The sequence below is a fragment of the Acidithiobacillus sp. genome, from assembly GCF_023256195.1.
Taxonomy (GTDB): domain Bacteria; phylum Pseudomonadota; class Gammaproteobacteria; order Acidithiobacillales; family Acidithiobacillaceae; genus Acidithiobacillus_A.
In genome coordinates this window covers 50071-63794 of the sequence record NZ_JAGDWX010000018.1, presented here as the reverse complement: position 1 = coordinate 63794, position 13724 = coordinate 50071, and the positions used below count along the sequence as shown (strand labels likewise).

Genomic DNA, 13724 nt, shown 5'->3' with positions numbered 1-13724 from the left:
GCATGTCGCAATCGCCCGCTACTGCCGTCGTCGAACCCCCTGCACTCTCTGCCCAGGTGCGGTCCTGGCTTGCCCAGGAGCGGTTGGATGCGCATATTGAGGCGCTGCGCGGCGATGCCAGCGCCCGTCGCTACTGGCGGCTGCGTGGCGCCATACTGGCCGAGTTTCCACCTGGGGACGAGCTCCTGCCTTTTCTCCGGGTCCAGTACCGCTGGCAGAGGGCGGGTCTGCCCGTGCCCCGTATCCTTGCCGTGCAGCCGCGCCTTGGACTCATCCTGCAGGAGGATCTTGGCGACGAGGATCTCAAGGCGCGGCTGGATCGTGGCGCGCCGGTGGCCGCCAATATGGAGGCGGCCCTGGATCTCGTCCTGCGCCTGGCCGCGGCGGGCCGTGGCCAGTGGGGGCGGCCGGCTCTGCCTGTCTACGACCGCGCTCGCCTGGACGGCGAATTGCAGCTCTTTCGCGATTGGTACCTCCCCTGCCAGCAGGAACGTCCCTTATCATCCGCAGCGGCAAAGGCGCTGGACGATCTCTTTGCCACCCTGGTGGCGCGGGCCCTGGCGCAGCCAAGGGTGTGGGTGCACCGCGACTTCCACGCCCGCAATATCCTCATGCATCCGCGCACGGGGGAGCTGACCCTCATCGATTTTCAGGACGCGGTGGAAGGTCCTTGGACCTACGATCTCGCCTCGCTGCTCTGGGATCGATACTGGGACTGGGGCCCGCAGCAGCGCGCCGCCTGGATCGAGAGCTACCGCCAGCGCCTCGCCGATTGCGGATTTGCGCCACCGCCTCCGGAACGCTTCGCCGAGCAGGTGCAGAGCATGGCCCTGCAGCGCAATCTCAAGATCCTGGGGATCTTCTGCCGCCTCGCCCGACGGGATGGCAAGGAGCACTACCTGGAGTTTCTGCCGCGCTTCTGGTCTTACGTCTGGCAGGGTCTGGGACGCGATCCGGAACTGGCACCCTATCGAGAGTGGTTCGCACCGTGGGCACCGTCGTCCGTCAGGCCATGATCCTTGCGGCCGGTCGCGGCGAGCGTCTGCGCCCGCTCAGCGACTATGTGCCCAAACCCCTGCTGGAGGTGGCAGGCCGGCCGCTTCTGTACCACCACCTGGAGCGCTTTGCCGGCCTGGGCCTGGAGCGGGTGGTCATCAATATCGGCCACCTGGGCGGGCAGATCCGCGCCCACATCGGCCGCCGTTGCATGGGCCTGGATATTCTGTACAGCGATGAGCGGGACGGTCGCCTGGAAACGGGTGGAGCCATCGTCCGTGCCCGCGACCTGCTTGGCGATGCCCCCTTCCTGCTGGCCAACGGCGATATCTGCAGCGACTTTGACTGGACAGCGTTGACGGCGGCCGATGCCACCGAGACCTTGGTGCTGGTGCCCAATCCGGAACATCATCCCCAAGGCGACTTTGCCGTGGCCGGAGGGCGCGTCGAGCGCCCACAGGCTGGGCAGGCGGCCTATACCTACTCGGGCATGGCGCGCCTGTCGGGGGCGTGGTTTGCCGGACGGCCGGCGGCGCCGGCACCCTTGGGCCCCTGGTTGCGGGAGTGGGCTGCAGCCGGGCGCCTGGCGGCCTGTCTGCACCAGGGACTGTGGTTTGATGTCGGTACGGTGGCGCGCTGGCGTCTCGCCCGTCGCGCCTGTGGAGGAAGGCATGGCCTTTGATGATGCAGAGGTGGCACGCTGGACCCGCCCCGAGGAGGCCCAGCGGCAGCAATGGCGTCGGGATTGGCTGGTACTCATGGACCTCTGTTTGTGGGGAGAGCTCAAGAGTAGCCAGATCGGCACTTCCAGCCGCCTGCGCAAGCGCGTCCTGGACCTGGGCGAAAAGCTGCGCTCCTACGTCGGCGACCGCCAGTGGATTCCTCATCCGCGCGAGCGCATCAAGAACTGCCTGAGCTCGGGTCTGCAGCTGCGTGATGCCTTGGGGAAGGTAGCGGAAAGTCTGGAGCAGCTGGATGGCGGGGCAGACCTCGCCCAACTGCACACAATGTGGGATACTTTTTCGTCCTCTCTCTATGCCGACCTCGGTCCTCGCGAAGAGGCGCTGGTGGTCTTGCTCAACCAGCAGTACGGAGAGGATGTCTAGAAATCATCCCACATGGGTTCACGGAACGTGGGTTCACGGGTGTTGCAAGCGACTGGATCTATGAAAATCATCTACACCTTGGTAGTCATCGGGGCCATCGGCCTCATCGCCTTGCTGCTCTGGTCCGAGCGGCCCGAGATCCTGTCGTCTTCCGAGACGGGACAGGCGGGCTGGTACCGCAGCCATCCCGAGGCCCTTGCCAGTGAAAATGTGAAATGCTGGCAGCTGCTGCGTTCCGCCTCCTTCGCCGATGTCGACCAGGTGATGGCCAAGCACCCGCGCTGTCAGGAGGTCTACCATGCCCTCTATGGCAAGGACAAGGCAACCGACGACAACGACGAGCCCGACGATCAGCAGGATTCGGAGTCCGATGCGCAAGACTGAGGACCTGGGTCTCTCGCCACCGGCCCGGCGCCCGGCGGCGCCTGCGGTGGCGGCGGCAGAACTCCTGGCCACCGCCGCCGAGACCCTGCGCCTGGAGACCGCGGCCCTGGCGGCCCTGGTGGAGCGTTTGGACGAAAGCTTCGTCGCCGCCTGTCAGCGCTTGCTGGACTGCCGAGGGCGCATCGTCGTCACCGGCATGGGCAAATCCGGCATCATCGGCAAGAAAATCGCCGCGACCCTGGCCAGCACCGGCAGTCCGGCGCTTTTCCTCCATCCCGCCGAGGGTAGTCACGGCGACCTGGGCATGCTCACTCGGGACGACGTCCTGCTGGCTCTGTCCTACTCGGGAGAGACGGCCGAGCTCCTGGCCATCCTGCCCGTGGTCAAGCGCCTCGGTGTGCCCCTCATCGCCATGACCGGGCGCCCGCAGTCGACCCTGGCGCGGCTGGCGGAAGTGCACCTGGACTGTCGGGTGGAGCGTGAAGCCTGCCCCCTCAACCTGGCGCCGACGGCCTCCACCACCGCGACCCTGGCCATGGGTGACGCCCTGGCCATGGCGCTGTTGCGTGCGCGCGGTTTCACGGCGGACGATTTTGCCCTGTCCCACCCGGGCGGTGCCCTGGGTCGGCGTCTGCTGCTGCGGGTGCAGGACCTCATGCGCAGAGGTGCCGATCTCCCGCGGGTGTGTCCGCAGACCCCGCTGCGCGAGGCCATCCTCGAGATGAGCGGCAAGGGTCTGGGGATGACGACGGTGGTGGATGAGGCGGATCGGGTTCTGGGGATCTTTACCGACGGTGATCTTCGGCGGGCGCTGACCCGGGGACAGGAAATCTGGGACCTGCCCATGGCTGAGCTCTGCCACCCACGACCTCGCCACATCGCCGCCACCGCGCTGGCGGCGGAAGCTCTGGCACAGATGGAGGCCGAGCGCATCAATGCCCTTCTCATCCTGGGCGATGACGGCCAACTGGAGGGGATTCTGGCGATGCACGATCTGCTGCGGGCGGGTATCGTATGAGCGAGCGCAGCGTGCCCGAAGCACGATGGTTGGGTATTCGCCTGGCCATTTTCGATGTCGACGGGGTGCTTACGGATGGTCGTCTGCTTTTCGATGCCGAAGGGCGGGAGAGCAAGGCCTTTCACGTACGCGATGGTCATGGCCTGAAGATGCTGCAGAAGGCCGGCATCGAGATTGCGTTCATCACGGCCCGCTACTCTCCGGCCCTTGCCTATCGCGCCCAGGATCTCGGCATCCGCCGGGTCTATCAGGGCAGCCTCGACAAGCGTCTGGCCTATCGAGAGCTGAAGCTGGAGCTGAACCTGGAGAATACGGCCATCGCCTATATGGGGGACGACCTCATCGATCTGCCCATTCTCACCAGTGTTGGCCTCGCCGCTTGTCCCGGTGACGCCCATCCCGAGGTGCTGGCTCGGGTGCATTGGCGCGCCCAGGCTCCCGGGGGTGGCGGCGCCGTGCGCGAATTCTGCGAGGCCATCCTCAAAGCCCAAGGGCATTGGACCCGTTTGCTGGAACCCTATCTGCAGGAGGGCCAGGGGTGAGGCGGCATTGGTCCCAGGCACTGATGCCCTTTTTCCTGCTCCTGCTTGCCGCCCTGGTCTGGTGGACCTGGCCGAAGCAGGCGATGGAGCTGCCGGGCATCGACTGGCACGGGCAGATCCACCGTGGCGATCAATCCGTCACCCAGGTGATCCTGCGGCAGTACGACGCCGCCGGTCACCTGGAGCTTTTGGCCACGGCTGCCTCTGCCTATCATGAGCCCAAGCAGGATGAAACCTTCCTGAACGATGTACACATCCGTCGCTTTCGCGCCGAGGGGGATCTGCTCCTGAGTGGCCGGCATGCCCTGGTCCACGATCGGGATCGCGACGTGACGCTGTGGGGCGACGTGCGTGGACTGCTGCAACCCGACTCGACCCTGCGTACTCAGAAGCTGCGCTACGATCCCAGCAGCGGCATCATCCGCAGCCGCGACCCCGTTTTCCTTACCCACGGTCGCAGCACGCTGCAGGGTGTGGGCCTCTGGGCCTCGGTGAAAACCCAGGAAATCCGTCTCCTGCATGATGTGGAAGGAAGCTATGTGCCCTGATCGACCGCGACTGATCGTTATCCTCGCCCTGTCCAGCCTGGCACTCCTGCCGACGGCTCGGGCTGCCGTCGGGCCCACGAACGCGGCCCTCGGCAAGGGTCCCATCCACATCAGCGCCGACAGCCTCACCGCGCAGAATAAACCGCAGCAGCAGGCGGTCTACACCGGCAAGGTGGTGATGACCCAGGGGGATATCGTCATCCATGCACAAAAACTCACCATCGACGCCCGCCAAGGCAAGGTGGAGGTGGCGACCGCCGTGGGTTCACCGGTCACCTTCACCATGTCCAGCGCCCAGCGTCATGGCTATGGCGATACCCTGGTCTATCGGCCGGGCAGCGGCGAGATCGTCCTCACGGGCAATGCCCACCTCTGGCAGGGTCCCAACGAGGTCAGCGGTCAGCAGGTGGTCTACCATCTGCAGGACCAGCACACCACCGTCAGTGCGGCACCGGGTCAGCGAGTCCAGTCGGTCTTTTATCCCGGTACGGCCAAGACCGCTGCCAGCCCCGGCGGGAAACCATGAGCGAGTCCCTGCACGCCGAGGGCCTTTGCAAACGGTATCGGCGCCGGACCGTGGTGCGGGAAGTCTCGGTGGAAGTGGCGGCGGGCGAGGTAGTCGGTCTTCTGGGACCCAACGGCGCCGGCAAGACCACGACCTTCTATATGATGGTGGGCTTGGTGCGTCCAGACGGCGGCCATATCTCCCTGCTCGGCAAGGATATCACCGATCTGCCCATGCACGAGCGGGCGCGTCTGGGCCTCGGCTATCTGCCGCAGGAGCCTTCGGTATTTCGCAACATGACCGCTGCCGACAATATCCTCGCCGTGCTGGAGCAGCTTCCCCTCACGCCGCTGGAACGCGAAGAGCAGCTGGAGCGGCTCATGGGCGAGCTGCATCTACACGCGCTGCGTGACACCAAGGGCCACAGCCTCTCTGGCGGCGAACGCCGACGGGTGGAGATCGCCCGGGCGCTGGCCATGAACCCGCGCTTCATCCTTCTGGACGAGCCCTTCGCCGGTATCGATCCCATCTCGGTACTGGATCTGCAGCACCTCATTCGAGGTCTGCGGGAGCGGGGCATCGGCATCCTCATCACCGACCACAATGTCCGCGAGACCCTCGGAATCTGTGAACGCGCCTATATACTGCACGATGGTGCGGTGCTCACCTCGGGAGATCCCGAAGCGGTGGTGAGCAACCCGCTGGTGCGGGAAGTGTACTTGGGAGATCAGTTCAAGATCTGAACCGCCATGAAGCCAGGACTCGAACTCAAGCTCGGTCAGCATTTGACCATGACTCCTCAGCTGCAGCAGGCCATTCGTCTCTTGCAGCTCTCCACCCTCGACCTGCGCCAGGAAGTGCAGAGCATGCTGGAGAGCAACCCACTGCTGGACGAGGATGTCGAGGAGGGGAGCGAGTCGGCGGAGGCGCCAGAGCCGCGCAATGAGACCGCTGCCGAGGAGCGCCAGCTGGATCTGGATGCGGACGATGCACTGCCCAACGATCTGCCCGTGGATAGTCAGTGGGACGATATCTACGACCTCGGCAACACACCATCCGCAGGCCCGCCAGCGGACGACGATCTGCCGGATTTCGAGGCGCGCAACAGTCGCTCCCAGTCCCTCCAGGACTATCTCCGTTGGCAGGCCGACCTCAGCCACTTCAGTGTGGCGGAACGAAATATCGCCGAAGTGATCATCGATGCCGTGGACGATAGCGGCTACCTGGTGGCCAGCATCGAGGAGTTGGCAGCGACTCTGGAGCTGCCGCCGGCCGAGGTGCTGCCGGTGCTGCGCAGGATCCAGGACTTCGACCCTCCCGGGGTCGCGGCGCGTGATCTGGGCGAATGTCTGTCACTGCAACTGCGGCAGCTACCGGAACCCGAGCAGCCGGTGGTGCGGTTGGCGCGGCGTATCGTCGAGGAGCAACTGGGCCTGCTCGGCAAGCACGACTATGGTCGTCTGGGTCAGCTCCTTGGCGCCGACCCCGAAAGCTTGCGCCAGGCGGTGGCCCTCATCGCCAGTCTCAACCCCAAACCGGGCAATACGGTGGGGGAAGAATCCGCCGAATACGTCATCCCCGATGTCATCGTGCGCTGGAGCGGTCGACGGTTGCGCGTCGAACTCAACCCCGAGGCCATGCCGCGCCTGCGCATCAACCGGCACTACGCCGAAATGGCCGGCGCCCGCGATGCGGCGCACCGCTACATCCAGGATCAGCTCAGTGAAGCGCGCTGGTTCATCAAGAGCCTGCAGAGTCGACAGGAGACGGTACTCAAGGTGGCCAGCGCCATCGTCGAGCGCCAGCAGGACTTCTTCCGTCACGGTCCCGAATCCATGCGGCCCATGGTCCTGCGGGACATTGCCGAGGCCGTGGAGATGCACGAATCCACGGTATCGCGGGTCACCAATCAGAAGTACATGATCACGCCCAGGGGCCTCTTCGAGTTCAAGTACTTCTTCTCCAGTCACGTGAACACCGACAGTGGCGGGGCCGCGTCCGCCACCGCCATCCGCGCCCTCATCGCCAAATTCGTGCAGGCCGAGGACCCGCAGCACCCGCTGAGCGACGCCGATATTGCCAAGATCCTGGCCGAACAGGGCGTGCAGATCGCACGCCGCACCGTCGCCAAATACCGCGAAGGCGCCAATATCCCACCGGCCAGCCAGAGACGGCGTCTCTGAGTCGGGATTGGTTCGTCTCCGGGATGGCGCTACACTGTTTCCAGCCCGTGTAGGTATCCAGAGCGGCCATATCATTAAAGTCTAAAGGAGAATGCCATGCAGATCAGCATAACGGGACAACACTTGGATCTCACCGAGGCCCTCAAGAGCTACGTCTCAGAAAAGATCGCTCGTCTCGACCGCTATTTTGATCACGTGTTGGATGCGCGCGTGGTGATGAAGCACCTCAGCCACGAGAAGTTGCCCAATGTCGTAGAGATCACCGTGCACTCTCCGGGTCACGATTTCCACGCCGATTGCCACGATGCCGACATGTACGCGGCCATCGATCTCGTGGCGGCCAAGCTCGAAGGACAGATCCGGCAGTACAAGGAGCGGCTCCGTGACCATCGGGCCGAGCCCTCGGGCGTCGTCAGTGTTGCCATGCAGACGGACTGACACCATGAATTCTCTGCCCCTGGCACTGGATGCCGTCGTTCTGGATCTCGATGTCGATAGTGCCGAGGCAGTGCTGGCGGAGCTCGCCCGCCTTTTGTCGCAGCAGTCGGGGGCGCCGGCGGATGCGGTGCGGCAGGCTCTGCAGGAACGGGAGCAGCAGGGATCCACAGCCATCGGGCATGGCGTTGCCGTGCCCCATGCCCGTTCCACCGAGGTGCGGGAGCCGGTAGCAGCGGCGCTGCGGAGCCGCCATCCCGTCGCCTTTGCTGCGCCGGACGGCGAGGCAGTGCAGATCTTCATCGCCCTGCTGGTGCCGGCAGATGCCACGACGGGGCACCTCGAGATCCTTTCGGACCTTGCCAGCCGTCTCATGCGTGAGGACCTGCGAGAGGCAGTGCGCACGGTACCGGAAGCGGCGAGCTTTCACCGACTTCTGGTCGACGCCCGCGGCTGAGGCGGACGCGGGCTCGGCATGGCCCTGGAACGACAGATTCAGTGTGCCGCACTCTTTCACGCGCTGGAAGAGGGGCTTTCCTGGCGCTGTCTGCATCTTCCCGACCCTTTTTGCGTGCTCGCGGCCGACCACAGCGTCGATGCACAGGACCTGGCCAGCGGTGCCGCGCTCGTGGGTTTTCTCAATTTCATCCGGCCCCATCCGGTGCAGGTGGCGGGCAGACTCGAGCTGGATTACCTGCGCCGACTGCCGGAGCAGATCCCTCAGTTCCTCAACGAGCGCTTGCGTCTTTTGGTGCTGTGTGAGGTAGAAGATATCGATGCCGTGTTGCTGGAACGTCTACGGGCGCAGCAGATAGCGGTCTTTGCGGCGCCCCAGCGGGCGCGGGCGGTGCTGTCGCGGCTACAGCACTTTCTGCATCAGGAGTTGGCGCCGCGGGAATTCCTGCATGGCGTGCTGGTGGACGTCTTCGGTGTGGGCGTGCTGATTCAGGGTGAGGCCGGCATCGGCAAGAGCGAGCTGGCGTTGGAGCTGGTCAGCCGCAACCATCGTCTGGTGGCCGACGACAGTGTGCTCTGCGTGCGTGAGGCGCCCGAGGTCATCACCGGACATTGTCCGCCCGCCCTGCGGGACTTTCTCGAGGTACGCGGACTCGGGATCATCAATATCCGCGAGCTCTTCGGCGCGGCCGCCATCGTGCGCTCCAAGCGTCTGCGTCTGGTGATAGAGATCAAGGAAATGGCCGATATGGAGATGGCGGATATCGATCGTCTGCAGGGCAAGGTGGATCGACTCCAGATCCTCGGCGTAGAGTTCACGCGCCTGCGTCTGCCCGTGAGCCCCGCCCGCAATCTGGCCGTACTCGTGGAGGCCGCCGCACGCAGTCAGTACGTCAAGGAGTCCGGTATCGACATGCTCGCCGAGTTCGATGCCCAGACGCGCCTGGCCGCCGCAGGGTTGCCGTGACCGTCGCGCGCGATTTCATCGTCGTCAGCGGTCTGTCGGGTTCGGGCAAGTCCACGGTCCTGCAGGCGCTGGAGGATCAAGGCTATTACTGCGTCGACAATCTTCCCGCCACACTCCTGATACAGTTCAGTCGCACCCTGCGGGCGCGCGCGCCGGAGCAGGCTCTGGCGGCAGTGAGTGTGGATGTGCGCAACCGCGAGTTTCTCGACGACCTGCCCGCAGCACTGGCGCAACTGCGCCAGGAGGCGCAGCCCCGTATCCTGTTTCTGGAGGCGGATGAGGACACCCTGATCCGCCGCTACAGCGAAACCCGCCGCCGTCATCCTCTGACGGATGCCACCGACCGGAGCCCGGCAGCGGGACTGCGGACCGTCCTCAGGCGGGAGCGGGAAATGCTGCAGAGCCTCGCCGGCGAGGCCGACAAGCGCCTCGACACCTCGCGCATCAATGCCCACGAACTGCGCCTGCGGGTGCAGGCCTGGAGTCTGGCTTCGCAGCACTATCGAGGGCTGGTGCTGCTCCTGCAATCCTTCGCCTTTCGCAACGGCCTGCCTCTGGATTCCGATTTCGTCTTCGACTTGCGGGCCCTACCCAATCCCCATTATCACCCGGAACTTCGAGAGCTCACCGGTCGCGATCCCGGGGTTCGGGATTTTCTGGCGGCGCGTCCGGAGCTGGTACGCGCCCGCGACAGCCTCAACGATTTTCTGCAGCAGTGGCTGGCGCCTTTCGCCCGCGATCATCGCAACTACGTCACCGTTTCCCTGGGTTGCACGGGTGGCAGGCATCGCAGCGTGTATCTGACGGAGGTGCTTGCCGATCTCCTGGCGCAGGAAGGTCGGCGGGTGCTCATCCACCATCGCGAACTGCAGATTACCGAGATGCGTCCGTGAATCGCATCCTGTTGCTGACTCACCGCGGTCTTGGCCGGGGTTTTTTGGCCGTATTGGAGCATATCTTCGGCACGGTCCCCGATGCCGTGGAGCTGCGGGAAATTGGCGCAGACAGCGACCTGGAATGGGAAAAGGTGTGGCTGCAAAATTGCATTCGGGGCCTGGCGCCGGCGGATGCCCTGCTGATTCTCACGGATCTTTTTGGCGCAACACCCACCAATATCGTCCCTGTGGAAATGCTCGGAGCGCGTGCCCGACTGGTGACGGGTATCAATCTGCCCATGCTTTTGCGCGCCCTGTCCCGCCGCGAGATGCCCCTGGAGCTGTGGTTGGATGCGGTGCTCTCTGGCGCTCACGAGGGAATTCGTGTTTTTCCCCATAAGGATGGAGTTTCGCTGCCCTAGCCGTTTTTTTCGTTCTTTGCTCTGTTCGGCATATTGAGTGCGGGTACGGAACTGCTACAATGGCGGCCTCGGAATGCTCGACAGCGGGGCGCAGCCAATGGCTCCGTGCGTGCTGGTGCGCCGGACTTTTTTTGACTATGCTTTAACTGCTCGTTATCCAACTCAACAAAGGAGACTGTCATGAGCAAGTTCACCACCGCTTTGAAGGTTACTGCGCTGATTCTGCCCTTGGGTCTGGCCGGTTGCGCCACCACCTCCGACCTGAACAAGGTTGCTGCCAAGGCCGACGCCGCGCAGTCCACGGCCAACGAGGCGCTTGCGAAGGCTAATGCTGCTCAGAACACCGCCACTGAGGCCCTGAGCAAGGCCAATGCCGCACAGAGCACCGCCGATCAGGCCATGAGCACTGCCAATTCCGCCAATCAGAAGGCTGAAGAAGCCAATGAGAAGGTGGAGCGCATGTTCAAGAAGGCGATGATGAAGTAAGACCACCGAAAGTTTTCGGGAAAAGCCCCGCCGACGGCGGGGTTTTTTTTGCAAGAGCAACGACTATTCCGCCGGAGGCAGGATGGCAACGAGTACCGGCACTCCTTCGGCTCGGTGCAGAATCTCCAGAGCGCGCGCCGGCGCGATCTGCACACCTTTGGGCGCGCTTTCCTTCAGCCAGATCATGAAACGGGCCTCGATTTCGGCGGGACTGGAGTCATCGTCCAGTACGGGATTGACCTGCAGGTACAGATGATCTCCTCGCCGCCCCCACAGCCAGGGCTGGTTCACGACGGTGACGGTGGTGCCCGCCGGCACGGCGGCATAGAGTTTGGCAATGTCTTCGGGGTAGAGACGGATGCAGCCGTGGCTGACGCGCATGCCTACCCCCCAAGGTTTGTCGGTACCGTGGATAAGATAGCCCGGCCAACCCAGGCGCAGCGCGTACTGGCCCAGCGGGTTGTCGGGCCCAGCGGGGACCACGTCCGGAAGCATGTCGCCATTTTGCGCATGCTCAGCACGGATGCTGGCCGGCGGCGTCCAGGTGGGATCCTTGACCTTGCTCGTCACCCGCGTCTGCCCTAGAGGCGTGCGCCAGCCCTCGCGGCCGATCCCGAGCGGGTAGCTCACCACCGTCGCACCCTTCCCGCCCTGCGGGTAATAGAAAAGACGCATGGCGGCGAGATTGATGACGATGCCCTGGCGTGGCGCGTCGGGCAGTACGGTCTCGCCCGGGATGAGTACCTGCGTCCCGGCACCGGGGAGCCAGGGATCGACTTTCGGATTGGCGAGACGCATCTGGTCGTAGCCGATGTCGTGGCGGCGAGCGATGTCGATGAGGGTATCTTCGTAGCGGGCCTCGGTATACGCGAGGCTGCCGATCACATTGTCCGGCGGCGGTGGCAAAGGGAATTCCGCTGCGGTGACGGAAGCCGCACTACACAGACAGGCGAGCGACAACGCAATACGAGTGACGATGTTCAAGTAAGCTCCCTCTTGGGTTCTGGACTCACGGTCGGGTCGACCCGATCTGTGTGCCTGCCGCGCTCAGCCCATGGCGCTTGGCCGCCGCAGTGCTCCCATCATGGTAAAGACCTTGCTGAACCTTAGCAATCGGGTGTGGCCCGCGCTGCTGGGATGGAACTCTCCCAGGGCGTAGACCCCGAGCACCGGCAAGGCACCAAAACGCTCCTTCCATAGGACGAGATCGTCGTCCTGCTGGCCAAAGAACTGCGCCCCCCGCCCGACGGAGCTGCTGATCCACGCCGTCTCTGCCACCACATCGCTGGCCGCGAGGGCGTCCAGGGCCAAGCGGGTATCGCGCCGTGCAAGCTCGGGATCGCGGACCGCCAGATAGGCCCTGGCACCGTGGCGCAGGGGTCGCTCCAGCCACAGACCGCTCTGACCGATATCGGTAGCGGTGATGGACAGGAGTTCCGGCTCCATGTCCTCGTCTTCCGCCACTTCCACCACCACGAAACGATCCAGGGGCAGTTTACGGGATTGGCGCAGGGCGTAGGGAATATTGCGGGCCAGCAGGGGTAGTGCTGAGTAGCGCTCCAAGGCCAGGAGCAAGGCACCTTGCTGACGGCGCACGGGCAGTAGCTCGGTGAGCGCCCGCAGGCCCCGCGAGGCCTGACTCCGCGCCTGCAATGGTCCCACCAGTTGCAGGCACAGACCACCCGGAAGCGGTCGACCGTTGGCCCCTTGCCACTGGCTGATGTGACTGCCAACGGCACCGAAGGCGCCGCCGGGGCAAGTTTCACCATAGTGGGGCGGTCCGACCCTGGGCCGGTCCCACAACAGGAAGGGAGTGCCCGCCAAAGAACGCGCCGACTGGGCCCAGGCAAGACCGAGGGGCGCAGCGAAAAGCTGTACCGCACAGGCGGAACTGCCCAGGGCACTGCCGTCCTGGGTGAAGACGCCGGGAAAGGTACCGACCACGAACTGAAGACAACCGAGTTCGGTCCGCGCGCGACGCAAGGCCTCACGCGGCAGCAGGAGGTGCGGCGGGCTGAACAGCACGATGGCGGCGGTGATCTCGGCCTGCCCTATGGCCGCGCGCGCCATGGTGATGGCTTCGGTCAGGAGGGCCGCCGGCGCCCGCGCACCCGAGGCGAAACCGGTGCTTAGCTGGGGCTCCGCTGCCAAAGAGTCTTGTCGGGCCAAGCACAGCAGGAGAAGAGGGCACAGCTGCCGCAATGTGGTTTACGCGCCGTGCAGGTGTAGCGACCGTGCAGGATCAGCAGGTGGTGGGCATCTTTGCGCATTTCCTCCGGGACCACCTCCATGAGGCCTTTCTCTACCGCGAGCGGGGTCTTGCCGGGGGCGATCCCCAAGCGATTGGCGACACGAAAAATGTGCGTATCCACGGCGATGGTGGGTTCACCAAAGAGGGTGTTGAGGACCACGTTGGCGGTCTTGCGTCCCACTCCAGGCAAGGATTCCAGCGCTTCGCGCGTGTTGGGGACCTGTCCGGCATAACGCTCTACCAAGACCCCCGCCAAGGCGTGGACGTGCCGTGCCTTGGCGTTGAAGAGACCCAGACTACGGATGTGGGCGCGGATACCGTCCTCGCCCAGTTCCCACATCGCTTCGGGTGTGGGTGCTGCCGCGAACAGGCCGGCGCTGCAGAGGTTGACGGCCTTGTCGGTGCTCTGCGCCGAGAGCACCACCGCCACCAGTAACTGAAAAGGACTGGCGTAGTGAAGTTCCGTGCGCGGGTCCGGGATGCTTGCGCGCAGCGCTGCAAAACATTGCGCCGCGCGCTTCCTGCGGGCCTGCTTCAAGGTCGGGAGGGA

Annotated in this window: 19 protein-coding genes; 16 read left to right on the top strand and 3 right to left on the bottom strand. The window is 64.6% G+C overall.

Features of this window, described 5'->3' with window-relative positions:
* The first annotated feature begins 2 nt into the window (after nt 1-2).
* The 16 genes from Q0C23_RS03870 (at nt 3) to Q0C23_RS03795 (ending at nt 10923) form a co-directional block, all read left to right on the top strand.
* Nucleotides 3-1016, top strand: coding sequence for a phosphotransferase (locus Q0C23_RS03870; RefSeq protein ID WP_291511064.1), 1014 nt, complete (start codon nt 3-5; stop codon nt 1014-1016).
* A complete protein-coding gene (locus Q0C23_RS03865) occupies nt 989-1678 on the top strand; it encodes a nucleotidyltransferase family protein (RefSeq protein ID WP_291511063.1) in 690 nt (229 codons plus the stop codon). The genes Q0C23_RS03870 and Q0C23_RS03865 overlap by 28 nt, the downstream gene beginning before the upstream one ends.
* A complete protein-coding gene (locus Q0C23_RS03860) occupies nt 1668-2102 on the top strand; it encodes a hypothetical protein (RefSeq protein ID WP_291511062.1) in 435 nt (144 codons plus the stop codon). Before Q0C23_RS03865 ends, Q0C23_RS03860 begins: the two co-directional genes overlap by 11 nt.
* Before the next feature lie 60 nt (nt 2103-2162).
* Nucleotides 2163-2486 (top strand): hypothetical protein, encoded by a 324-nt coding sequence (locus Q0C23_RS03855; RefSeq protein WP_291511061.1) that lies wholly within the window; start codon nt 2163-2165, stop codon nt 2484-2486.
* Nucleotides 2473-3504, top strand: coding sequence for an SIS domain-containing protein (locus Q0C23_RS03850; RefSeq protein ID WP_291511060.1), 1032 nt, complete (start codon nt 2473-2475; stop codon nt 3502-3504). Before Q0C23_RS03855 ends, Q0C23_RS03850 begins: the two co-directional genes overlap by 14 nt.
* Nucleotides 3501-4046 (top strand): HAD family hydrolase, encoded by a 546-nt coding sequence (locus Q0C23_RS03845; RefSeq protein ID WP_291511059.1) that lies wholly within the window; start codon nt 3501-3503, stop codon nt 4044-4046. Before Q0C23_RS03850 ends, Q0C23_RS03845 begins: the two co-directional genes overlap by 4 nt.
* Complete coding sequence (gene lptC, locus Q0C23_RS03840) at nt 4043-4594, top strand: LPS export ABC transporter periplasmic protein LptC (RefSeq protein WP_291511058.1); 552 nt, start codon at nt 4043-4045, stop codon at nt 4592-4594. Before Q0C23_RS03845 ends, lptC begins: the two co-directional genes overlap by 4 nt.
* The gene (gene lptA / locus Q0C23_RS03835) at nt 4584-5120 is read left to right on the top strand and encodes a lipopolysaccharide transport periplasmic protein LptA (protein ID WP_291511057.1); all 537 of its coding nucleotides are present in this window, start codon (nt 4584-4586) and stop codon (nt 5118-5120) included. Before lptC ends, lptA begins: the two co-directional genes overlap by 11 nt.
* On the top strand, nt 5117-5842 hold the full coding sequence (lptB, locus tag Q0C23_RS03830) for an LPS export ABC transporter ATP-binding protein (RefSeq protein WP_291511056.1): 726 nt from the start codon (nt 5117-5119) through the stop codon (nt 5840-5842). The genes lptA and lptB overlap by 4 nt, the downstream gene beginning before the upstream one ends.
* Nucleotides 5843-5848: 6 nt before the next feature.
* Complete coding sequence (locus Q0C23_RS03825; protein ID WP_291511055.1) at nt 5849-7282, top strand: RNA polymerase factor sigma-54; 1434 nt, start codon at nt 5849-5851, stop codon at nt 7280-7282.
* A gap of 96 nt (nt 7283-7378) precedes the next feature.
* Entirely contained in the window at nt 7379-7720 is a 342-nt protein-coding gene (gene raiA, locus Q0C23_RS03820) for a ribosome-associated translation inhibitor RaiA (RefSeq protein ID WP_291511054.1), read from the top strand.
* Nucleotides 7721-7724: 4 nt separating this feature from the next.
* The gene (locus Q0C23_RS03815; RefSeq protein WP_291511053.1) at nt 7725-8174 is read left to right on the top strand and encodes a PTS sugar transporter subunit IIA; all 450 of its coding nucleotides are present in this window, start codon (nt 7725-7727) and stop codon (nt 8172-8174) included.
* Between the two features lie 18 nt (nt 8175-8192).
* Nucleotides 8193-9140: an HPr(Ser) kinase/phosphatase gene (hprK, locus tag Q0C23_RS03810; RefSeq protein WP_291511052.1), complete on the top strand. Its 948-nt coding sequence runs from the start codon at nt 8193-8195 to the stop codon at nt 9138-9140.
* Nucleotides 9137-10033, top strand: coding sequence for an RNase adapter RapZ (gene rapZ, locus Q0C23_RS03805; RefSeq protein WP_291511051.1), 897 nt, complete (start codon nt 9137-9139; stop codon nt 10031-10033). The genes hprK and rapZ overlap by 4 nt, the downstream gene beginning before the upstream one ends.
* Entirely contained in the window at nt 10030-10437 is a 408-nt protein-coding gene (locus tag Q0C23_RS03800; RefSeq protein WP_291511050.1) for a PTS fructose transporter subunit IIA, read from the top strand. Before rapZ ends, Q0C23_RS03800 begins: the two co-directional genes overlap by 4 nt.
* A gap of 180 nt (nt 10438-10617) precedes the next feature.
* The gene (locus Q0C23_RS03795; RefSeq protein ID WP_004870478.1) at nt 10618-10923 is read left to right on the top strand and encodes an Lpp/OprI family alanine-zipper lipoprotein; all 306 of its coding nucleotides are present in this window, start codon (nt 10618-10620) and stop codon (nt 10921-10923) included.
* Nucleotides 10924-10986: 63 nt separating this feature from the next.
* Here the strand turns inward: Q0C23_RS03795 and Q0C23_RS03790 are convergent, their stop codons facing one another.
* From Q0C23_RS03790 to nth, 3 genes are all read right to left on the bottom strand, one after another.
* Nucleotides 10987-11907, bottom strand: coding sequence for a L,D-transpeptidase family protein (locus Q0C23_RS03790; RefSeq protein ID WP_291511049.1), 921 nt, complete (start codon nt 11905-11907; stop codon nt 10987-10989).
* A 63-nt stretch (nt 11908-11970) separates the two neighbouring features.
* Complete coding sequence (locus Q0C23_RS03785; protein ID WP_291511048.1) at nt 11971-13074, bottom strand: FIST C-terminal domain-containing protein; 1104 nt, start codon at nt 13072-13074, stop codon at nt 11971-11973.
* The gene (gene nth / locus Q0C23_RS03780; protein ID WP_291511047.1) at nt 13053-13712 is read right to left on the bottom strand and encodes an endonuclease III; all 660 of its coding nucleotides are present in this window, start codon (nt 13710-13712) and stop codon (nt 13053-13055) included. Before nth ends, Q0C23_RS03785 begins: the two co-directional genes overlap by 22 nt.
* Nucleotides 13713-13724: the final 12 nt, after the last annotated feature.

Coding starts and splice junctions, on each gene's coding strand:
- lptA (WP_291511057.1), top strand. CDS start 4,584: ATGTGCCCTGATCGACCGCGACTGATCGTTATCCTCGCCCTGTCCAGC.
- Q0C23_RS03825 (WP_291511055.1), top strand. CDS start 5,849: ATGAAGCCAGGACTCGAACTCAAGCTCGGTCAGCATTTGACCATGACT.
- Q0C23_RS03860 (WP_291511062.1), top strand. CDS start 1,668: ATGGCCTTTGATGATGCAGAGGTGGCACGCTGGACCCGCCCCGAGGAG.
- Q0C23_RS03815 (WP_291511053.1), top strand. CDS start 7,725: ATGAATTCTCTGCCCCTGGCACTGGATGCCGTCGTTCTGGATCTCGAT.
- Q0C23_RS03850 (WP_291511060.1), top strand. CDS start 2,473: ATGCGCAAGACTGAGGACCTGGGTCTCTCGCCACCGGCCCGGCGCCCG.
- Q0C23_RS03855 (WP_291511061.1), top strand. CDS start 2,163: ATGAAAATCATCTACACCTTGGTAGTCATCGGGGCCATCGGCCTCATC.
- hprK (WP_291511052.1), top strand. CDS start 8,193: ATGGCCCTGGAACGACAGATTCAGTGTGCCGCACTCTTTCACGCGCTG.
- Q0C23_RS03845 (WP_291511059.1), top strand. CDS start 3,501: ATGAGCGAGCGCAGCGTGCCCGAAGCACGATGGTTGGGTATTCGCCTG.
- lptB (WP_291511056.1), top strand. CDS start 5,117: ATGAGCGAGTCCCTGCACGCCGAGGGCCTTTGCAAACGGTATCGGCGC.
- Q0C23_RS03870 (WP_291511064.1), top strand. CDS start 3: ATGTCGCAATCGCCCGCTACTGCCGTCGTCGAACCCCCTGCACTCTCT.
- Q0C23_RS03795 (WP_004870478.1), top strand. CDS start 10,618: ATGAGCAAGTTCACCACCGCTTTGAAGGTTACTGCGCTGATTCTGCCC.
- raiA (WP_291511054.1), top strand. CDS start 7,379: ATGCAGATCAGCATAACGGGACAACACTTGGATCTCACCGAGGCCCTC.